At 47.4% G+C, this 18051-nt stretch carries 14 protein-coding genes, 6 tRNA genes and 3 rRNA genes; 17 read left to right on the plus strand and 6 right to left on the minus strand.

The genetic code is table 11. From position 1 onward, the window contains the following. Positions 1-30: 30 nt before the first annotated feature. From atpD to priA, 4 genes are all read left to right on the plus strand, one after another. A complete protein-coding gene (gene atpD / locus ICN24_RS01360) occupies positions 31-1431 on the plus strand; it encodes a F0F1 ATP synthase subunit beta (RefSeq protein ID WP_071467468.1) in 1401 nt (466 codons plus the stop codon). 21 nt (positions 1432-1452) lie between these two features. Then, positions 1453-1869: a F0F1 ATP synthase subunit epsilon gene (locus tag ICN24_RS01365; RefSeq protein WP_068320066.1), complete on the plus strand. Its 417-nt coding sequence runs from the start codon at positions 1453-1455 to the stop codon at positions 1867-1869. 9 nt (positions 1870-1878) lie between these two features. Further along, the gene (hemE, locus tag ICN24_RS01370) at positions 1879-2997 is read left to right on the plus strand and encodes a uroporphyrinogen decarboxylase (RefSeq protein WP_216222157.1); all 1119 of its coding nucleotides are present in this window, start codon (positions 1879-1881) and stop codon (positions 2995-2997) included. A gap of 266 nt (positions 2998-3263) precedes the next feature. Beyond that, a complete protein-coding gene (gene priA, locus ICN24_RS01375) occupies positions 3264-5390 on the plus strand; it encodes a primosomal protein N' (RefSeq protein WP_216220881.1) in 2127 nt (708 codons plus the stop codon). Positions 5391-5393: 3 nt separating this feature from the next. Here priA and gcvH read toward each other — a convergent pair whose 3' ends face one another. Then, positions 5394-5786, minus strand: a complete 393-nt coding sequence (gcvH, locus tag ICN24_RS01380; RefSeq protein WP_216220882.1) for a glycine cleavage system protein GcvH — start codon at positions 5784-5786, stop codon at positions 5394-5396. Between the two features lie 81 nt (positions 5787-5867). Here gcvH and ICN24_RS01385 point away from each other — a divergent pair, with 81 nt between their 5' ends. After that, the gene (locus ICN24_RS01385) at positions 5868-6512 is read left to right on the plus strand and encodes an MBL fold metallo-hydrolase (protein WP_216859874.1); all 645 of its coding nucleotides are present in this window, start codon (positions 5868-5870) and stop codon (positions 6510-6512) included. 35 nt (positions 6513-6547) lie between these two features. Here the strand turns inward: ICN24_RS01385 and ICN24_RS01390 are convergent, their stop codons facing one another. The 3 genes from ICN24_RS01390 to ICN24_RS01400 all read right to left on the minus strand — a co-directional run bounded on the left by ICN24_RS01390 (position 6548) and on the right by ICN24_RS01400 (position 8075). Then, entirely contained in the window at positions 6548-6733 is a 186-nt protein-coding gene (locus ICN24_RS01390; RefSeq protein WP_143070006.1) for a hypothetical protein, read from the minus strand. 41 nt (positions 6734-6774) lie between these two features. Continuing rightward, positions 6775-7917, minus strand: coding sequence for a fatty acid desaturase (locus ICN24_RS01395; protein WP_370623087.1), 1143 nt, complete (start codon positions 7915-7917; stop codon positions 6775-6777). Positions 7918-7999: 82 nt separating this feature from the next. Beyond that, positions 8000-8075: transfer RNA gene (locus ICN24_RS01400), tRNA-Arg, on the minus strand. 105 nt (positions 8076-8180) lie between these two features. Here ICN24_RS01400 and ICN24_RS01405 point away from each other — a divergent pair. Then, positions 8181-8675 carry a cytochrome c5 family protein gene (locus ICN24_RS01405; protein ID WP_216220883.1) on the plus strand — a complete coding sequence of 165 codons (495 nt, stop codon included), beginning with the start codon at positions 8181-8183 and terminating at the stop codon, positions 8673-8675. 46 nt (positions 8676-8721) lie between these two features. Here ICN24_RS01405 and rsmI read toward each other — a convergent pair whose 3' ends face one another. Continuing rightward, entirely contained in the window at positions 8722-9624 is a 903-nt protein-coding gene (gene rsmI, locus ICN24_RS01410) for a 16S rRNA (cytidine(1402)-2'-O)-methyltransferase (RefSeq protein WP_216220884.1), read from the minus strand. A 106-nt stretch (positions 9625-9730) separates the two neighbouring features. Between rsmI and ICN24_RS01415 the strand changes: the two genes are divergently transcribed. Genes ICN24_RS01415 through ICN24_RS01425 form a run of 3 tightly spaced genes read left to right on the plus strand, consistent with a single transcriptional unit; the run spans position 9731 to position 11384 of the window. Further along, on the plus strand, positions 9731-10333 hold the full coding sequence (locus ICN24_RS01415; RefSeq protein ID WP_216220885.1) for a phosphoheptose isomerase: 603 nt from the start codon (positions 9731-9733) through the stop codon (positions 10331-10333). A 29-nt stretch (positions 10334-10362) separates the two neighbouring features. Then, positions 10363-11013 carry a BON domain-containing protein gene (locus tag ICN24_RS01420; RefSeq protein WP_216220886.1) on the plus strand — a complete coding sequence of 217 codons (651 nt, stop codon included), beginning with the start codon at positions 10363-10365 and terminating at the stop codon, positions 11011-11013. Between the two features lie 17 nt (positions 11014-11030). Continuing rightward, complete coding sequence (locus ICN24_RS01425; RefSeq protein ID WP_255532524.1) at positions 11031-11384, plus strand: c-type cytochrome; 354 nt, start codon at positions 11031-11033, stop codon at positions 11382-11384. On the opposite strand, the gene ICN24_RS01430 is transcribed toward ICN24_RS01425, so the two are convergent. Then, positions 11381-12037 (minus strand): GNAT family N-acetyltransferase, encoded by a 657-nt coding sequence (locus ICN24_RS01430; RefSeq protein WP_216220888.1) that lies wholly within the window; start codon positions 12035-12037, stop codon positions 11381-11383. The genes ICN24_RS01425 and ICN24_RS01430 overlap by 4 nt on opposite strands. Positions 12038-12519: 482 nt before the next feature. On the opposite strand from ICN24_RS01430, the gene ICN24_RS01435 reads away from it, so the two are divergent. The 8 genes from ICN24_RS01435 to ICN24_RS01470 all read left to right on the plus strand — a co-directional run bounded on the left by ICN24_RS01435 (position 12520) and on the right by ICN24_RS01470 (position 18020). Further along, positions 12520-14052: ribosomal RNA gene (locus ICN24_RS01435) — 16S ribosomal RNA — on the plus strand. Between the two features lie 59 nt (positions 14053-14111). Beyond that, a tRNA-Ile gene (locus ICN24_RS01440) sits at positions 14112-14188 on the plus strand. A 30-nt stretch (positions 14189-14218) separates the two neighbouring features. Then, positions 14219-14294: transfer RNA gene (locus tag ICN24_RS01445), tRNA-Ala, on the plus strand. A gap of 268 nt (positions 14295-14562) precedes the next feature. Continuing rightward, a 23S ribosomal RNA gene (locus tag ICN24_RS01450) occupies positions 14563-17436 on the plus strand. 106 nt (positions 17437-17542) lie between these two features. After that, positions 17543-17656 (plus strand): 5S ribosomal RNA (gene rrf, locus ICN24_RS01455). The 16S, 23S and 5S rRNA genes sit together here with 5 tRNA genes alongside, the layout of an rRNA operon. 105 nt (positions 17657-17761) lie before the next feature. Next, positions 17762-17846, plus strand: a tRNA-Tyr gene (locus tag ICN24_RS01460). A 5-nt stretch (positions 17847-17851) separates the two neighbouring features. Further along, positions 17852-17925: transfer RNA gene (locus tag ICN24_RS01465), tRNA-Gly, on the plus strand. Positions 17926-17945: 20 nt separating this feature from the next. Next, a tRNA-Thr gene (locus ICN24_RS01470) sits at positions 17946-18020 on the plus strand. Positions 18021-18051 lie beyond the last annotated feature (31 nt).

Consider the following 18051-nt stretch of genomic DNA (forward strand, 5'->3'; position numbering starts at 1 on the left):
GAATTTACGGAATTAAAAGCGGAGAAAGCGATGAGTAACGGAAATATCGTGCAATGTATCGGTCCAGTGGTGGACATTCAGTTCCCACGCGACAAAATGCCAAACATTTATGATGCATTGACATTAGTTGATAGCGGCGAAAAATCATTTGCTGAAAAAGGTTTGACCTTTGAAGTTCAGCAACAAATTGGTGACGGCGTAGTTCGCGCAATTGCTATGGGTGCGAGCGATGGCTTGCGTCGTGGCATGGAAGTGAAATCTACTGGTAAGCCAATTTCTGTACCGGTTGGTCCAGCAACTCTGGGCCGCATTATGGACGTTTTAGGACGCCCAATTGATGATGCGGGTCCGATTGCTACTGAAGAGCGTCGCGCTATTCACCAGCCAGCGCCTAAGTTTGATGAGCTTTCCCCTTCTGTTGACTTGTTAGAGACCGGTATTAAGGTTATTGACTTAGTTTGCCCGTTCGCTAAGGGCGGTAAGGTTGGCTTGTTCGGTGGTGCGGGTGTTGGTAAGACCGTGAACATGATGGAATTGATTAACAACATCGCTAAGCAACACTCTGGTTTGTCAGTGTTCGCCGGTGTTGGTGAGCGCACTCGTGAAGGTAATGACTTCTATCACGAGATGAAAGAATCTAACGTTATCGACAAAGTGGCGATGGTGTTTGGTCAGATGAACGAGCCTCCTGGTAACCGTTTACGCGTTGCGTTGACAGGTTTGACAATGGCTGAAGCGTTCCGTGACGAAGGCCGTGACATTTTGTTCTTCGTTGACAACATCTACCGTTACACATTGGCTGGTACTGAAGTTTCTGCGTTGCTCGGTCGTATGCCTTCCGCTGTGGGTTATCAGCCTACTTTGGCCGAAGAGATGGGTAAATTGCAAGAGCGTATTACTTCTACTAAGACAGGTTCTGTTACCTCTATTCAGGCCGTTTACGTTCCTGCGGATGACTTGACCGATCCGTCACCAGCAACAACCTTCTTGCACTTAGACTCCACCGTTGTGTTGTCACGTGATATTGCTGCCTTGGGTATCTACCCAGCGGTTGATCCACTGGATTCGACCAGCCGTCAGCTTGACCCACAAGTAGTTGGCCAAGAGCACTATGAAGTTGCTCGTGATGTTCAGATGACTTTGCAGCGTTACAAAGAATTGCGCGACATTATTGCGATTTTGGGTATGGACGAATTGTCTCCAGAAGACAAATTGGCTGTATCACGTGCTCGTAAGATTCAACGTTTCTTGTCCCAGCCTTTCCACGTTGCTGAAGTGTTTACTGGTTCACCAGGCAAATACGTTCCATTGAAAGAAACTATCCGTGGTTTCAAAATGATCTGCAGCGGCGAATTGGATCACTTGCCAGAGCAAGCGTTCTACATGGTGGGTTCAATTGATGAAGCCATCGAGAAAGCCAAGAAGCTTTAATCGAAGTCATCTAGGGAAATTATGTCAACCATACGCGTCGATGTAGTAAGTGCTGAGCAGTCTATTTTCAGCGGGGAAGCCAAGTTTGTTGCTCTTCCTGGTGAAAGTGGAGAGCTCGGCATTTTGCGCGGCCACACTCCTTTGATTACACGTATTCGTCCAGGTTCAGTTCGTATTGAAAAAGCTGATGGAGACGAAGAGTTTGTTTTCGTAGCAGGTGGCTATTTAGAAGTTCAGCCAGATCACGTTACCGTATTAGCGGATACCGCTATTCGTGGACATGATCTTGATGAAGCTAAAGCAATTGAAGCTAAGAAACGTGCGGAAGAAGCGATGCAAAATCGTGGCACTGACTTTGATTTGGCCTTGGCCCAATCTGAGTTTGCAATGGCGGCTGCGCAGTTGGCAGCAATTGCACGTTTCCGTCGTAAAAAGTAATAGCCGGTCATCTCCTTGCTGTTAAATGATCGGTTTTTAAAGGCCTGCCTGGGCGAAGCGGTTGATCAAACACCGCTTTGGCTCATGCGCCAAGCTGGCCGATATCTTCCTGAATACAACGCTACCCGAGCAAGAGCTGGAAGCTTCTTGGGTCTTGCAAAAACCCCCGCTTATGCAACTGAGGTAACTCTTCAGCCTTTGGATCGTTATCCACTGGATGCGGCCATTTTATTTTCAGATATTTTGACCATTCCTGATGCGATGGGCTTGGGCTTGAAATTTACTGCGGGCGAAGGCCCCAGTTTTGATCATCCTTTGCGCACTGAAGAGGCTGTCAAAAAATTACATGTAGCGGATATGGATCAGCTCAAATATGTATTTGATGCTGTTTCAGAAATTCGTAAAGCGCTGATACAGGACGGCAAGCAGCGCGTCCCCCTCATTGGATTCTCCGGAAGCCCATGGACACTGGCTTGTTACATGATTGATGGTTCGAGTGCGGATGATTTTCGCCATGCTAAAACTATGATGTTTAGTCGCCCTGATTTGATGGAGCATATCCTCAATATCAATGCACAATCTGTTGCAAGTTACTTAATTGAGCAAGTCAAAGCAGGCGCACAGGCGCTGATGATTTTTGATACCTGGGGCGGCATGCTGCCAGATGGTTGGTATCAAAAAGTATCTTTAGCGTCCATGCAAAAGGTGATTGCTTTGTTGCCCCGAGAATACGAAGGCAGAAAAATCCCGGTCATCATGTTTACTAAGGGCGGCGCAATTTGGTTGAACGATATGGCCCAAGTCGGTGCTGATGTGATTGCGATGGACTGGACTATGTCGCTGAGTCGCGCTCGCAAACAGCTGCTTGCATTGAATAAGCCTTTAGCCCTGCAAGGCAATCTAGATCCATTGATTTTATTTTCCGAACCAAAGCAAATTGCTGAACAGGCTGCTCGCATTTTGGAGGATTTAGCATCCGCACCAGCTCTCAAGCCAGGGCTGCACCCTTTAGATGGGCATGTCTTTAACTTGGGGCACGGGATATCTCAGTTCACCCCACCAGAAAGCGTGACTGCTTTGGCAGAGGCGGTTATTCAGCGCTCTAAGGCTCTTAGAACAAAGCAGTAATACTGAGTAGTCGCTAACTTGCAGTTAAAACCTTTGGCTAAAGTTATGCACAGTTTTGGTCCGCAATCGAAATTCAGTGAGATTCCGTTTAAAGATAAACTTTAACTTTCGAAAGATGTTTTAAGTTATTGATTTATATAATAATTTAGCTATTATGCCCAAATTGAGTGCTAAAGAGGTTTGCTGTTAAATTAGCTGATAAATCCGAGTTCCTGGATGATATCCACAGACTTATCCACAAGCAAAATAGAAAAACGAAGTAAATCATGTCATCACCCATAGTGGTTCAAGTAGTGGTTGATAAGCCTTTGGCACAGGGCTTTGATTACCTATGGGATCAGGCGCTGTTGGGTGTCGCGCCTGAGGTGGGCCATGTGGTGGAAGTCCCGTTTGGACGCTACAGTTTGATCGGCGTAGTTATTAAAGTAAGTGCTCACTCTGACTTTGATGTTGACAAATTAAAGCCAGTTATCCAGGTTGCGCCATTGCCCCCCATGGACCCCGCTGCTCTTCGGTTGATGAACTTTGCTAGCCAGTATTACATCCATGGGCTTGGGGAGACCATCATTCCTACGATTCCCCAAATGTGGAAAAAGGCGGAGAACTGGAAAAAAATTCCTGAAAAGTTGGAGTCAGCAAAAGCAAAAAAGAAAAAGGAAGAGCCTAAGCTTAGCGAAGGATATATCAGCGAAACGCAACTCAATGATGCACAGTCGCAAGCATTAGACAGTTTGCGCATCGATCACGAGAAAAAAGAATTTAGAGCAACTTTGCTTCAGGGGCAAACGGGTAGCGGAAAAACCGCAGTATTTTTAAATTGGTTGAGCGCAATCCTTCAAGAAGAAAGTGCTCAAGCATTAATTTTGGTGCCAGAGATCAATTTAACGCCACAGCTAGAGCGCAGAGTGCGGGCCTACTTCCCAGATAAAAAGATGGTGGTATTACACAGCGGCATTAGCGAAAAAAAACGGGGGCTAGCTTGGCATGAGGCAAGCATTGGTAAGGCCCAAATTATTTTAGGAACAAGGTCAGCAGCATTAACGCCGATACCAAGCTTGCGTGCAATCGTAGTGGATGAAGAGCATGACCCTTCTTATAAACAGCAAGATGGAATTCGTTATTCGGCGCGTGATTTAGCTGTATGGCGCGCACACGATTTGAAGATTCCGATATTGCTATCTTCCGCAACACCCTCTCTCGAAACCTGGATGGCTGCAAATTCTGGCAGATACCAGTATGTGCGTCTTGATCAGCGCGCTCAGGGCGCCGGTATGCCAACAGTGCATTTAATCAATACCCGCGATCCTCAAAATCAGTTCAGCCCTGGAGATCTTGAGAAACCCGCAGCCACAATTTCGCTCAGCAAGCCCCTGGTGCTGGCGATGAATAAAAATTTAGCAGCCCAAAAGCAAAGTTTGCTTCTCATTAATCGCAGAGGTTATGCACCTGTGCTCAGTTGTAGTGCTTGCTCATGGCTATCAAAATGCCAACAATGTAGCGCTTACATGGTGATGCATAAGGCGGGCGCCCTAGGACGTAAAGCCATTTTGAATTGTCATCATTGCGGGCTTGCAAAACCCATCCCAAGCCACTGCCCTGATTGCGGTAATGCCGACCTTAAAACGCTTGGGCAAGGTACGCAAAAGCTTGAGGATGCGGTTGAGGAGGTTTGGCCGAGCGCTAGAGTATTGCGTGTTGATACTGATTCGAGCCGCAAAAGCAAGGGAGCAGAGGAGCTGTTTCAGGAAATTCATGAGGGCAATGTAGACATCGTTGTAGGCACCCAAATGATTGCCAAGGGGCACGATTATCAAAACATTGGATTGGTTGCGGTGTTGGACGCGGACGGCCGTTTATTCTCCCAAGACTTTCGTGCAGCTGAAAGATTATTTGCCCAGCTCGTGCAGGTAGCCGGTCGCGCCGGCAGGGCTGGCAAGGATGGAGAAGTTGGTGGCGATATCTATATTGAAACCCAGTTTCCAGAGGCGGCAGTATTTCAATATCTCATGCGCCACGATGTGGATGGATTTTTATCCCATACTGCAAGTGAGCGCGAGGAAGCCAAGTTGCCGCCCTTCTCATACCAGGGCTTAGTTCACGCAGAGGCGAAAAGCCTTGATAAGGCAATTCAGTTTTTGAGCGCGCTAAAGGGGCGCCTCAAGGCTTTGGGCCTGATCAACCCAGGATTGCGGGTTTATGACCCCGTGCCCAGAAGTATGGTGCGTGTAGCCGGTATTGAGCGAGCCCAACTGGTTCTAGAGGCAGACGACCGCAGGCAACTGCAGGACGTCTTAGAGGCGATTAATCTTGAATTACGAGCCCATTCTCAGGGACGGATTAGTAAGGGCGATCGCATTCGTTGGTTAATTGAGCGCGACCCTATTTCAATTTAATTTCTAGGCGCCAGGACCAGAGCTGTATTTTTCCAAACTCAAGAGTTGACTTAACTCGGCAGCAAGACTGTCGGCGGAAGTAGGTTTAATCTTAAAAAGCCAAATGCTGTAAGGATTTTCATTCACGAGCTCTGGTGCGGCATCTACCTCAGCATTGAGCTCAACAACCTCCCCGCTAATAGGCGCATGAATATCACTCGCCGCTTTCACGGACTCAATCACTGCAATGGCCTCACCCTGTTTAACTTGTTGACCTAATTTAGGCGCTTGGAAGAACATCACATCTCCCAGAGCTTCTTGCGCATGGTTGCTAATCCCAACCCATACTAGTCCCTCGTCTTCAACGTCTGCCCATTCATGAGTTTCTGCAAATTTAAAAGTATCTTGGGTGTTCATGATTTTTCCTTTTGAAACATTTTATGCCGAGTCTCATACACTAGAGGCTTATTGGATAATGAATTTATTTGCTGGTGATATATGCCAATTAAATTAGGAATAGTGCCCGTTACACCATTTGAGCAAAACTGCTCCATTTTGGTTTGCCAGGAAACGGGTGATGCTGCTGTGGTTGATCCAGGTGGCGATATTGAAAAAATATTGGCTGGCGTACAGCAAATGGGCGGCACTGTAAAAAAGATTTTGCTGACGCATGGGCATCTAGATCACTGTGCTGCAGCAAAAGATTTGGCTGATCAGCTGGGAGTGCCCATAGAAGGGCCCCAAGAGGCAGAGCGTTTTTGGATTGATCAATTACCAGAGCAAACCGTACGCTTTGGTTTTGGGCACGCTAAAGTGTTTGAGCCTAATCGTTGGCTGAATGATGGCGATCATGTGCAAGTAGGCAATGTCGATTTAGAAGTCTTTCACTGCCCAGGTCATACACCTGGTCACGTAGTGTTCTATGACAAAGAAGATCGCTTGGCGATCGTAGGCGATGTGCTTTTTGCAGGCTCAATTGGCAGAACAGATTTTCCGCGCGGCAATCATGCAGATTTAATCCATGCGATTAAAACAAAGCTATGGCCACTGGGTGATGATGTTCAATTTGTGCCAGGTCATGGACCAATGTCGACTTTTGGCAATGAGCGCAAAACAAATCCCTACGTGGGAGATGGTGCTTAACTACAAAAGAATTGGCAGTCAATGCTGCCGAGAAATTAGGTTTTTGCTGAACCGGTACGGTGCGTACGGTTATACAAACAGCTAGCGCAGATCCAGCGCTGCTTGCGATTGCTTGTTGGAATCCAAGTGCCGCCTTCTAGTCGTTTTTCACGACTGCAAGAAGAGCAAAATTTAAGGCTCTGTGAAGAATCTTGGGTAGCAGCTGGAGTCGAGGTAGTCATGGGCAATCCGGGTAAGGCAAATCTTTATACAGAGATCTATTTTACCCGTTTTGTCCCGCTGGCACTGGGGTTAGGACAACCCGGACCGAATCGGCCGTTTTGTTGCCATCAAAATCTAACCATGCCTTATTTTCAAAGTCATAGAGCTTGCACTTGCGAGCAGTATCGAAATACCAGCCCCAAGAGAACTTTTGAATAAAAATGCGCTCTGGAAGGATAGTTTCCAGGGTTTTCTGAGCCTCTGGCAGGCGGTAGAGTGGAACACTCATATCTACGTGATGGGCGGTATGCTCCATGATGTGGTGCATTAAAGAGCCCCAGATCCAGTTAAACGTTAGGTGCACTGTAGTTGAAACAAAAGGTTGGGCGCGTAACCACTCGGATTTTTTGTCATACCAAGATACGGATGGGTGGGTGTGGTGCACATAAACCACGAAGCCAATCATCCCGTTCCAGAACAAAAATGGCACCGCAAAACCGGTGATTAAACCAAGCCAAATAGACTGTCCGGTAGCAATTGCGCCAGCGATCAAGCAGCCAATCCAAACGATTGCAAATGCAGTAACCAGCAAGTTGTCCTTTAAGAAAATCGGGCGATCACCAGGCTTGTTTTTTGCATTTGGGAAATATTCACGTCTCCACCAGATTTCAATCAGGTAGTAAAAAACAGGGCCCCAGCCGCTACGATACAAACGCTCTAAAGCCTTACGCCATGGGGGTAGCGCGTCGTATTCTGATTTAGAGAGTGGTGCCCAAACGAAGTCAAAACCTTTTAAGTTGGTTTGACCATGGTGCACTACGTTATGTCCTACATCCCACAAGCTGTAAGGTGTTAGTGAAGGCAAGAAGGCAATGCGCCCCAATACTTTATTCAGTTCGCGATTCGGTGTGAAGCTCTGATGACAGGCGTCATGACCCAAGATAAAAATGCGGCCAGTAACGAATCCAGCAACCACTCCAAAAACGAGCTTCAGAAGAATGTTCTCAACAAATATGGTGCCTGCAATGCAGCCCAGCCACAACAATGAGTCGATTATTAAAAGCAAGATTGCGCGCCCAGTTTCTCCTTGTGCCATTGGAATTAGCCAGCTCCGAATAATTTTGCGGTGCGGCAATGGCGCCTCTGGATGCAGAGGATTGGTCAAGGATGGCTCAGAAAGGGCGGTATTTAGATGTGTAGACACGATAAGAATCAATAAGTTAGATGCAAATGATAGCGGTTTTCGTGATTTCTCGCATGATGTATGTCAAAAAACCCCCTGGTTTTGGCGCGCCCGGCAGGAATCGAACCTGCGACCCTTGGCTTCGGAGGCCAATACTCTATCCACTGAGCTACGGGCGCCAGCGGGAAAACTGGATACCTCGCTATTGTAAGTGCCTAAACCCCTACTTCTCTAGTTATAATCTCGGCAAATCAACCCTAAAACCCGTCAAACGATAAATTCTTATGAGCAATGAGCACGGAAATCTAATTAAGTCCCCAAAACAACTCATCATCATGGTGTTTGCAAGCTTTTTTGTGCCCTTGATCATTATTTTGTTGTTAATGGTTTTTGTTAATAACGGTAAACGTGGCGATTCCTCCGCGACTACTGAGCAACTTATTAAGCCGGTAGCCCAGCTCAATTTTCAAGGTGCTGCTAGTGGTCCGCGCGATCCTCAATCGGGCGAGCAAGTTTATAAAGCGGTTTGTGCTGCATGTCATGCTACTGGTGCAGCTGGTGCGCCAAAGTTTGGTGATACTGCTGCGTGGGCACCACGCATTGCAAAAGGTTACGACGCTTTATTGACATCAGTGTTGAAGGGCAAAAACGCAATGCCTGCGCGCGGCGGTTCTTTGCCAGCAGACGTGAGCGATTATGAATTGGGTCGCGCCGTTGTTTACATGGCAAACGCCTCTGGCGGCAAGCTGCCTGAGCCAAAAGCCCCCGCAGCAAAATAAAATTCGCTGCAAGTATTGAAAAGCTGGCTATATGCCAGCTTTTTTATTATTCATTCTCCGCAGTTTTTGCTTCTAATGCAATTTGATACGCATCTTTTTTGGTCAGGCCAAGAGTCTGCGAGAGGACGGTGGCAATTTCTTTGCTGCCAAGATAGGGGCTCAGCGAATGAACCCAACGCAATAAGGTAGCGTGTTCCGGGGTCTCATCTAGACTGCCCTGGCGGCCTGCTACCAGAATAATGAATTCACCTTTTAGACTTTCTGCGTTGGCTAGCCAGGATGGAAGATCTTGCGCTCTTAGTGAAACAAGTTGCTCAAACTTTTTAGTTAACTCTCGACATACCAAGATCTGGCGATCGGGCTCTAAGCTTTGCGCTAAAGTCTGCAACGTTTCGTGGATATGGTGAGGTGATTCAAAGAAAATGCTTGTTTTTTTGCTAGTCGAGATGTCATGTAAAAGCGCATCCCGCTCTTTTGTTTTGTGTGGCCAAAAACCTAAAAACTGAAAGCGCCCTTCGGAGTTCAGCATGACTGAGCCAGATGCAGAGATTGCGCAAGATATAGCGCTTGCACCCGGAACTGGTATTACCCGAAAGCCCGCTTTTTGTACTTCATCTACTAAACGTGCGCCAGGGTCAGAAACACCGGGCGTGCCTGCATCGGAGATATAAGCCCAGCGCTCATTGTTTGCAAGGCGTTGAATAATGGTTTGGGCACCACTGAGTTCGTTGTGGGTATGAAGTGCTACACATTTTTTGTGAATGCCAAATTGTTGTAGAAGCGGCGCGCTGTGTCGAGTGTCCTCACAGGCAATCCCATCAACCGTGTTCAGAATATGGAGTGCACGCAAGGTGATGTCACCTAAATTACCAATTGGCGTCGCCACCATATAGAGGGCCCCAGCAGGCAAATCCTGTTGTTTTAAAAAATCGAATGAGCCAAGTTCCATGAGGGTATTGTCTGCTGAAGGTTAAAGAATATGCAAGAGAATACGTTGCTTTTGAGTTAAGCTGGGCTCAACAGAAATCACCGTCGCTTTGGCGCATAATATTGTTATGGATAAAAACATCATTGAAAGTTTGCGCAAACGCGCATCCCAACATTTTTTAGACAGCATTGCAGTAAAGCAAGAGGCAGAAAAAGTGCTACCCGAGCCAGTTGCTCATGGCGTCTTAGCAATGGTGGATTGCTTGCGAGCAGGCGGCAAAGTGATGGCTTGTGGCAATGGTGGTTCTGCTGCAGACGCGCAACATTTTGCAGCTGAGCTGATTGGCCGATTTGAGCGCGAGCGACAAGAATTAGCAGCGATTGCCTTGACAACAGATAGCTCGATATTGACTGCGGTTGGCAATGACTACAGTTACGACGAAGTTTTTAGCAAGCAAGTGCGTGGACTAGGAAAAAAAGGCGACATCCTTCTAGGCATATCAACTTCTGGCAACTCAAAAAATGTGATCAAAGCAATCGAGGCGGCAAAAAAATTGGGCATCAAAATTATTGCGCTGACCGGTAATGGCGGAGGCAAGATTGCAGCCTTATTAGATAAAGATGATATTCATCTCTGCGCACCTTCTACGCGTACCGCCCGTATTCAAGAAACACATTTAGTGTTATTGCATAGTTTGTGCGATGGCGTTGATCATGTTCTGCTCGATTAATTTTCTATATCAACATTAAAGAAATACTAATGCAAATTCACTCTCTCAGTAAATTGATTATTGCTACAGTCATTGCTACACAACTGTCTGCTTGCGGGTTGTTGGCAGTAGGAGGTGTGGCTGCAGGTGCAAGCGTCATGGCGGATAGACGTACGCCAGGTGTGCAAGCAATTGATAATGGCATCGAATTAGAAGCCAATGCTGCTTTGTCAAAAAGATTTGGCGATAACGCCCACATTAACGTAACGTCATTCAATCAAAAAGTATTGTTGACCGGTGAAGTGAAGGATGCTGATATCAAGGGTGAGGCCGGCGCATATGTGAAGGCGATGAAGAATGCACGCACTGTATTTAATGAGTTAGTAATCGGGCCCAATAGCTCCTATACTGCGCGCGCTAACGATTCTTATCTAGAGTCAAAAATTAAAACACAGATGATCTTCACAGATAAATTACCATCCAATTCAATGGCGATTGTGGCTGAAGGCACTAGCGTTTATTTAATGGGCATCCTGACACAGGATGAGGCAGATCTGGCGAAAAAAGTTGCGAGCAATACCAACGGGGTTAAAGAAGTGTTTGTTTACTTTGACATCATTTCTGAAGAAGAAAAGAATCGCCTTGAAAAACAAGGTAAGGCTGATCAGACACAACCAAACACACCCCCAAAATTCCAATAAACTTTTTTAGAGTCGTGATGTACCTAAAGCGAATTGACGTAAAAATAATTTTTATATTTACGTTCTTCGCCTTTTTTATTTCTGTTGCACATGCAAATGCAGAGGATGAAAAAGCCTTTGCAATAGCCAAACAAAATGCATGCTTAGGTTGTCATGCAATTGATAAAAAAATTGTAGGACCAAGCTTTCAGTCTGTTCAGCAAAGATATAAAAGCGATGCGAATGCGCAAGTGTTTTTAAAAAGTAAGATTGCTAAAGGTGGCAATGGCTCTTGGGGCGTAGTGCCTATGCCAGCAAATACAAAACTGAGTGATGCAGATTTGTCTCTATTAGTGAGTTGGATTTTGCGTGGCGCGCCAAAACAAAATTAACGCGCGACGTTAGGCCTACCTAAGAACCACCACCAAGCTTGGTTCGCAAGCTTTAGGTTTTCTTTCAGGGCGTAATCGAAGTCAGCCCATTGCTCATTCGCAGCCTCTTCGACTATGGTCGCTGGATTTGCTGGTGGCAACTTGAGATAGGCATCAGCATCGCCATAAGCGTATTCCACACTCATGCCAGCCTTTTGAGCCAAATGCATCATGGCTTTGTTGTTAGCAAGGCAATGTACATAGAGTATTTGAATATTGCTATTGCGTGAATGCACTGCAGAGCGATTGAGAAGTGCAGTACCAAGTCCTTGCGCCCTGCCCTCTGGCAATACAGATACACCAAATTCAGCGGCCCGGGCTTGACCCTGAATTTCAGGAAGATAAGCTAGGTGCGCCATGCCAATTAAGCGCAGGTCTGCATTAAAGATGCCAAAAACCGCATCTTTATTGAAATCTAGCTGCTCAACATAGTGATGAATGACCTCGTCAGGGGTTTGAGTACCAAAGCGCAGGCGCCGATCTTCGTCCCCTAGCGCCAATAAGTGCTGGAGGATTTCTTCTCTGTGCCCTGCATGTAGTTCGCGCACAGGGATCACCTGCCCCGCCATATATGGCTTGCTAGGTGAGTGACTGTTCGCTAATTTATTGTGCATAGCAATATTTTAGCAGAAAGCAAGGAAAATTTCAGGGTTTTCCCTTAGGTTTGTGGTTTATAGGCAATAGAGGCATGTAAAACGCTGCTTTTTTGCTTTGGAGTCCTCTGAAATCTCTAAATGAGGAGAAATTTTAAAAAAAGTTGAAATTTTTTTTAAAAACTAAGCCGTTGATTTTATTGAGGTTATTTAAAAAATAGGAAAAAACCCGCACTTTTTTAAGAAAAAGAGTACGAAAGGTGTTGACGACCCAAAATAAGTGCGCTATAGTCTCACCTCTCTGCTGAATGTTTTTTGAAACGAGAAACAAGTCAGCCCTCTTTAAAAATTAGTCAACCGATAATTGTGGGTACTAAGTGAAAGCATCCAGTCCTTCGGGACAGATGTAAATAAATAGTACTCATAGACAGTAAAAAGATTTGGTTTTATTACCAAGTCAATTTCTTGAATGAGTGCGACGATCCGCAAGGATCACAGGAATTGAACTGAAGAGTTTGATCCTGGCTCAGATTGAACGCTGGCGGCATGCCTTACACATGCAAGTCGAACGGCAGCACGGGTGCTTGCACCTGGTGGCGAGTGGCGAACGGGTGAGTAATACATCGGAACGTACCTTATCGTGGGGGATAACGCAGCGAAAGCTGTGCTAATACCGCATACGCCCTGAGGGGGAAAGCGGGGGATCGAAAGACCTCGCGCGATTAGAGCGGCCGATGCCTGATTAGCTTGTTGGTGGGGTAAAAGCCCACCAAGGCAACGATCAGTAGCTGGTCTGAGAGGACGATCAGCCACACTGGGACTGAGACACGGCCCAGACTCCTACGGGAGGCAGCAGTGGGGAATTTTGGACAATGGGGGCAACCCTGATCCAGCAATGCCGCGTGAGTGAAGAAGGCCTTCGGGTTGTAAAGCTCTTTTGTCAGGGAAGAAACACCGGCTCTAACACAGTCCGGGAATGACGGTACCTGAAGAATAAGCACCGGCTAACTACGTGCCAGCAGCCGCGGTAATACGTAGGGTGCGAGCGTTAATCGGAATTACTGGGCGTAAAGCGTGCGCAGGCGGTTATACAAGACAGGCGTGAAATCCCCGGGCTTAACCTGGGAATGGCGCCTGTGACTGTATAGCTAGAGTGTGTCAGAGGGGGGTAGAATTCCACGTGTAGCAGTGAAATGCGTAGATATGTGGAGGAATACCAATGGCGAAGGCAGCCCCCTGGGATAACACTGACGCTCATGCACGAAAGCGTGGGGAGCAAACAGGATTAGATACCCTGGTAGTCCACGCCCTAAACGATGCTGACTAGTTGTTCGGGATTTACATCCTGAGTAACGTAGCTAACGCGTGAAGTCAGCCGCCTGGGGAGTACGGTCGCAAGATTAAAACTCAAAGGAATTGACGGGGACCCGCACAAGCGGTGGATGATGTGGATTAATTCGATGCAACGCGAAAAACCTTACCTACCCTTGACATGTCACTAACGAAGTAGAGATACATTAGGTGCTCGTAAGAGAAAGTGAACACAGGTGCTGCATGGCTGTCGTCAGCTCGTGTCGTGAGATGTTGGGTTAAGTCCCGCAACGAGCGCAACCCTTGTCTTTAGTTGCTACGCAAGAGCACTCTAAAGAGACTGCCGGTGACAAACCGGAGGAAGGTGGGGATGACGTCAAGTCCTCATGGCCCTTATGGGTAGGGCTTCACACGTCATACAATGGTGCATACAGAGGGTTGCCAACCCGCGAGGGGGAGCTAATCTCAGAAAATGCATCGTAGTCCGGATCGTAGTCTGCAACTCGACTACGTGAAGCTGGAATCGCTAGTAATCGCGGATCAGAATGTCGCGGTGAATACGTTCCCGGGTCTTGTACACACCGCCCGTCATACCATGGGAGTGGGTTTTGCCAGAAGCCGTTAGCCTAACCGCAAGGAGGGCGACTGCCACGGCAGGGTTCATGACTGGGGTAAAGTCGTAACAAGGTAGCCGTATCGGAAGGTGCGGCTGGATCACCTCCTTTCTAGAGAAAAGATGCTGGATCTATAGTGCCCACACTTATCGGTTGACAATAAAAGCCACGGGTCTGTAGCTCAGCTGGTTAGAGCACTGTGTTGATAACGCAGGGGTCGTAGGTTCAAGTCCTACCAGACCCACCAATCAGCAGTGATATGGACTTAGTGGACGTTGGGGGATTAGCTCAGCTGGGAGAGCACCTGCTTTGCAAGCAGGGGGTCGTCGGTTCGATCCCGTCATCCTCCACCAACATCTAAATGTCAAAACTAAGCGATTTAACGATTGTTTAGTTTTGCCATTTATGGCTGTTCTTTAAAAATTTGAGTAAGCAAAGTGTCAAATGTTTCTTTGAGAGGACATTTGACAATGTAATAAGGGTAAAGATTGAATCATCAATCAGTAATACAAACGAGTTTTACCAAGTTCTTAACAAAGTACTTACAGTTTGGATTACGGCAAACATGTCAGAAGTAGAAGTAAAACCTATAACGGTTACTAGCAATGGTGCTCGTTATAGGATCAAGTGAATAAGTGCACATGATGGATGCCTTGGCGATTACAGGCGACGAAAGACGTTATAACCTGCGATAAGCCCCGGGGAGCTGGTAAATAAGCTTTGATCCGGGGATTTCTGAATGGGGAAACCCACCACTTTTGTGGTATCCATACCTGAATACATAGGGTATGAGAAGCGAACCTTGTGAACTGAAACATCTAAGTAGCAAGAGGAAAAGACATCAACCGAGATTCCCAAAGTAGTGGCGAGCGAAATGGGAAGAGCCTTCTAGTGATAGCTCAGTAATTAACAGAATGGAATGGAAAGTCCAACAATAAAGGGTGATAGTCCCGTATGTGAAAATTATTGAGTGGTACTAGGCTAGAGACAAGTAGGGCGGGACACGAGAAATCCTGTCTGAATATGGGGGGACCATCCTCCAAGGCTAAATACTCGTAATCGACCGATAGTGAACAAGTACCGTGAGGGAAAGGCGAAAAGAACCCCGGGAGGGGAGTGAAATAGATCCTGAAATTGTGTGCATACAAACAGTAGGAGCCTCGTAAGGGGTGACTGCGTACCTTTTGTATAATGGGTCAGCGACTTACATTCAGTAGCAAGCTTAACCGAATAGGGAAGGCGTAGCGAAAGCGAGTCCGAATAGGGCGCTAGTTGCTGGGTGTAGACCCGAAACCAGTTGATCTATCCATGGCCAGGTTGAAGGTGCGGTAACACGTACTGGAGGACCGAACCCACTAACGTTGAAAAGTTAGGGGATGAGCTGTGGATAGGGGTGAAAGGCTAAACAAAACTGGAAATAGCTGGTTCTCTCCGAAAACTATTTAGGTAGTGCCTCGTGTATCACCGTAGGGGGTAGAGCACTGTCATGGTAGTGGGGTCCATTGCGGATTACTGCGCCATAGCAAACTCCGAATACCTACGAGTGCAAGCACGGGAGACAGACATCGGGTGCTAACGTCCGGTGTCAAGAGGGAAACAACCCAGACCGCCAGCTAAGGTCCCTAATATATGCTAAGTGGGAAACGAAGTGGGAAGGCTAAAACAGTCAGGAGGTTGGCTTAGAAGCAGCCATCCTTTAAAGAAAGCGTAATAGCTCACTGATCGAGTCGTCCTGCGCGGAAGATGTAACGGGGCTAAGCATATAACCGAAGCTGCGGATCACAGCAATGTGATGGTAGGAGAGCGTTCTGTAAGCCTGTGAAGGTGTCTTGTAAAGGATGCTGGAGGTATCAGAAGTGCGAATGCTGACATGAGTAGCGATAAAGGGGGTGAAAAGCCCCCTCGCCGTAAGCCCAAGGTTTCCTGTTCAACGTTCATCGGAACAGGGTGAGTCGGCCCCTAAGGCGAGGCAGAGATGCGTAGCTGATGGGAACAAGGTTAATATTCCTTGACCATTGTTAGATGCGATGGGGGGACGGATCGCGGAAAGTTGTCCGGGTGTTGGAAGTCCCGGTTCTTGCGTTGGAGATGGCTATTAGGTAAATCCGGTAGCGTAATTCAAGGGCGTGAGACGAGCGAATTTATTCGCGAAGCAATTGGAAGTGGTTCCAAGAAAAGCCTCTAAGCTTCAGTCTAACAAGACCGTACCGCAAACCGACACAGGTGGGCGAGATGAGTATTCTAAGGCGCTTGAGAGAACTCAGGAGAAGGAACTCGGCAAATTTGCACCGTAACTTCGGGATAAGGTGCGCCCTTGTAGTTTGACCGTGAACAACGGAAGGACGAAAGGGTTGCAATAAAAAGGTGGCTGCGACTGTTTAATAAAAACACAGCACTCTGCAAACACGAAAGTGGACGTATAGGGTGTGACGCCTGCCCGGTGCTGGAAGATTAAATGATGGGGTGCAAGCTCTTGATTGAAGTCCCAGTAAACGGCGGCCGTAACTATAACGGTCCTAAGGTAGCGAAATTCCTTGTCGGGTAAGTTCCGACCTGCACGAATGGCGTAACGATGGCCACACTGTCTCCTCCTGAGACTCAGCGAAGTTGAAATGTTTGTGATGATGCAATCTACCCGTGGCTAGACGGAAAGACCCCATGAACCTTTACTGTAGCTTTGCATTGGACTTTGAATCGGTCTGTGTAGGATAGGTGGGAGGCGTTGATAACAGGATGCTAGTTCTGTTGGAGCCAACCTTGAAATACCACCCTGATTTATTTGAGGTTCTAACCTTGGCCCGTTATCCGGGTCGGGAACAGTGCATGGTAGGCAGTTTGACTGGGGCGGTCTCCTCCCAAAGTGTAACGGAGGAGTACGAAGGTACGCTTGGTACGGTCGGACATCGTACCTAAAGTGCAATGGCAAAAGCGTGCTTAACTGCGAGACCGACAAGTCGAGCAGGTGCGAAAGCAGGTCATAGTGATCCGGTGGTTCTGTATGGAAGGGCCATCGCTCAACGGATAAAAGGTACTCTGGGGATAACAGGCTGATACCGCCCAAGAGTTCATATCGACGGCGGTGTTTGGCACCTCGATGTCGGCTCATCTCATCCTGGGGCTGTAGCCGGTCCCAAGGGTATGGCTGTTCGCCATTTAAAGAGGTACGTGAGCTGGGTTTAAAACGTCGTGAGACAGTTTGGTCCCTATCTGCCATGGGCGTTGGAGATTTGACGGGGGCTGCTCCTAGTACGAGAGGACCGGAGTGGACGTACCGCTGGTGTACCTGTTGTTTCGCCAGAAGCATCGCAGGGTAGCTATGTACGGAAGAGATAACCGCTGAAAGCATCTAAGCGGGAAACTTGCCTGAAGATGAGATCTCCCGTAGGTTTAACCTACATAAAGGGTCGTTGAAGACCACAACGTTGATAGGTCGGGTGTGGAAGCGCAGTAATGCGTTAAGCTAACCGATACTAATTGCCCGTTAGGCTTGATCCTATAACCAGCACTATTGTGTTGGATGTTTGCCAGATTTAATCTGCATCCTTATTACATGCTTACTCAAATAGAGTTGTTGATTTATTCAACAACTCAACCCTCTACGCCCGGTGACCATAGCGAATTGGAACCACTCCTTCCCATCCCGAACAGGACAGTGAAACGATTCTACGCCGATGATAGTGCGGATTACCCGTGTGAAAGTAGGTAACTGCCGGGCACCAATGCGACGCCCAGACCCTCTTAGGTCTGGGCGTTTTTACTTGTGCAAAGCGTTTAGAGAGATTGACAGAAACTCCATTTGGAGTCAGAATATTGGGTTCGCGGAGGGGTGTCCGAGCGGCTAAAGGAGGCAGACTGTAAATCTGTTGGCTACGCCTACGTAGGTTCGAATCCTACCCCCTCCACCAGATGTGCGGGATTAGTTTAATGGTAAAACAGCAGATTTCCAATCTTCGGTCAAGAGTTCGATTCTCTTATCCCGCTCCAGATTTGTTGCATTAGATTTCGCCCATGTGGCTCAGTGGTAGAGCACTCCCTTGGTAAGGGAGAGGTCGGCAGTTCGATCCTGCCCATGGGCACCATGTTTGGTTTTATTAATTGTGTATTTCGTGT

This window comes from Polynucleobacter sp. UK-Kesae-W10 (genome assembly GCF_018881575.1).
GTDB lineage: Bacteria > Pseudomonadota > Gammaproteobacteria > Burkholderiales > Burkholderiaceae > Polynucleobacter.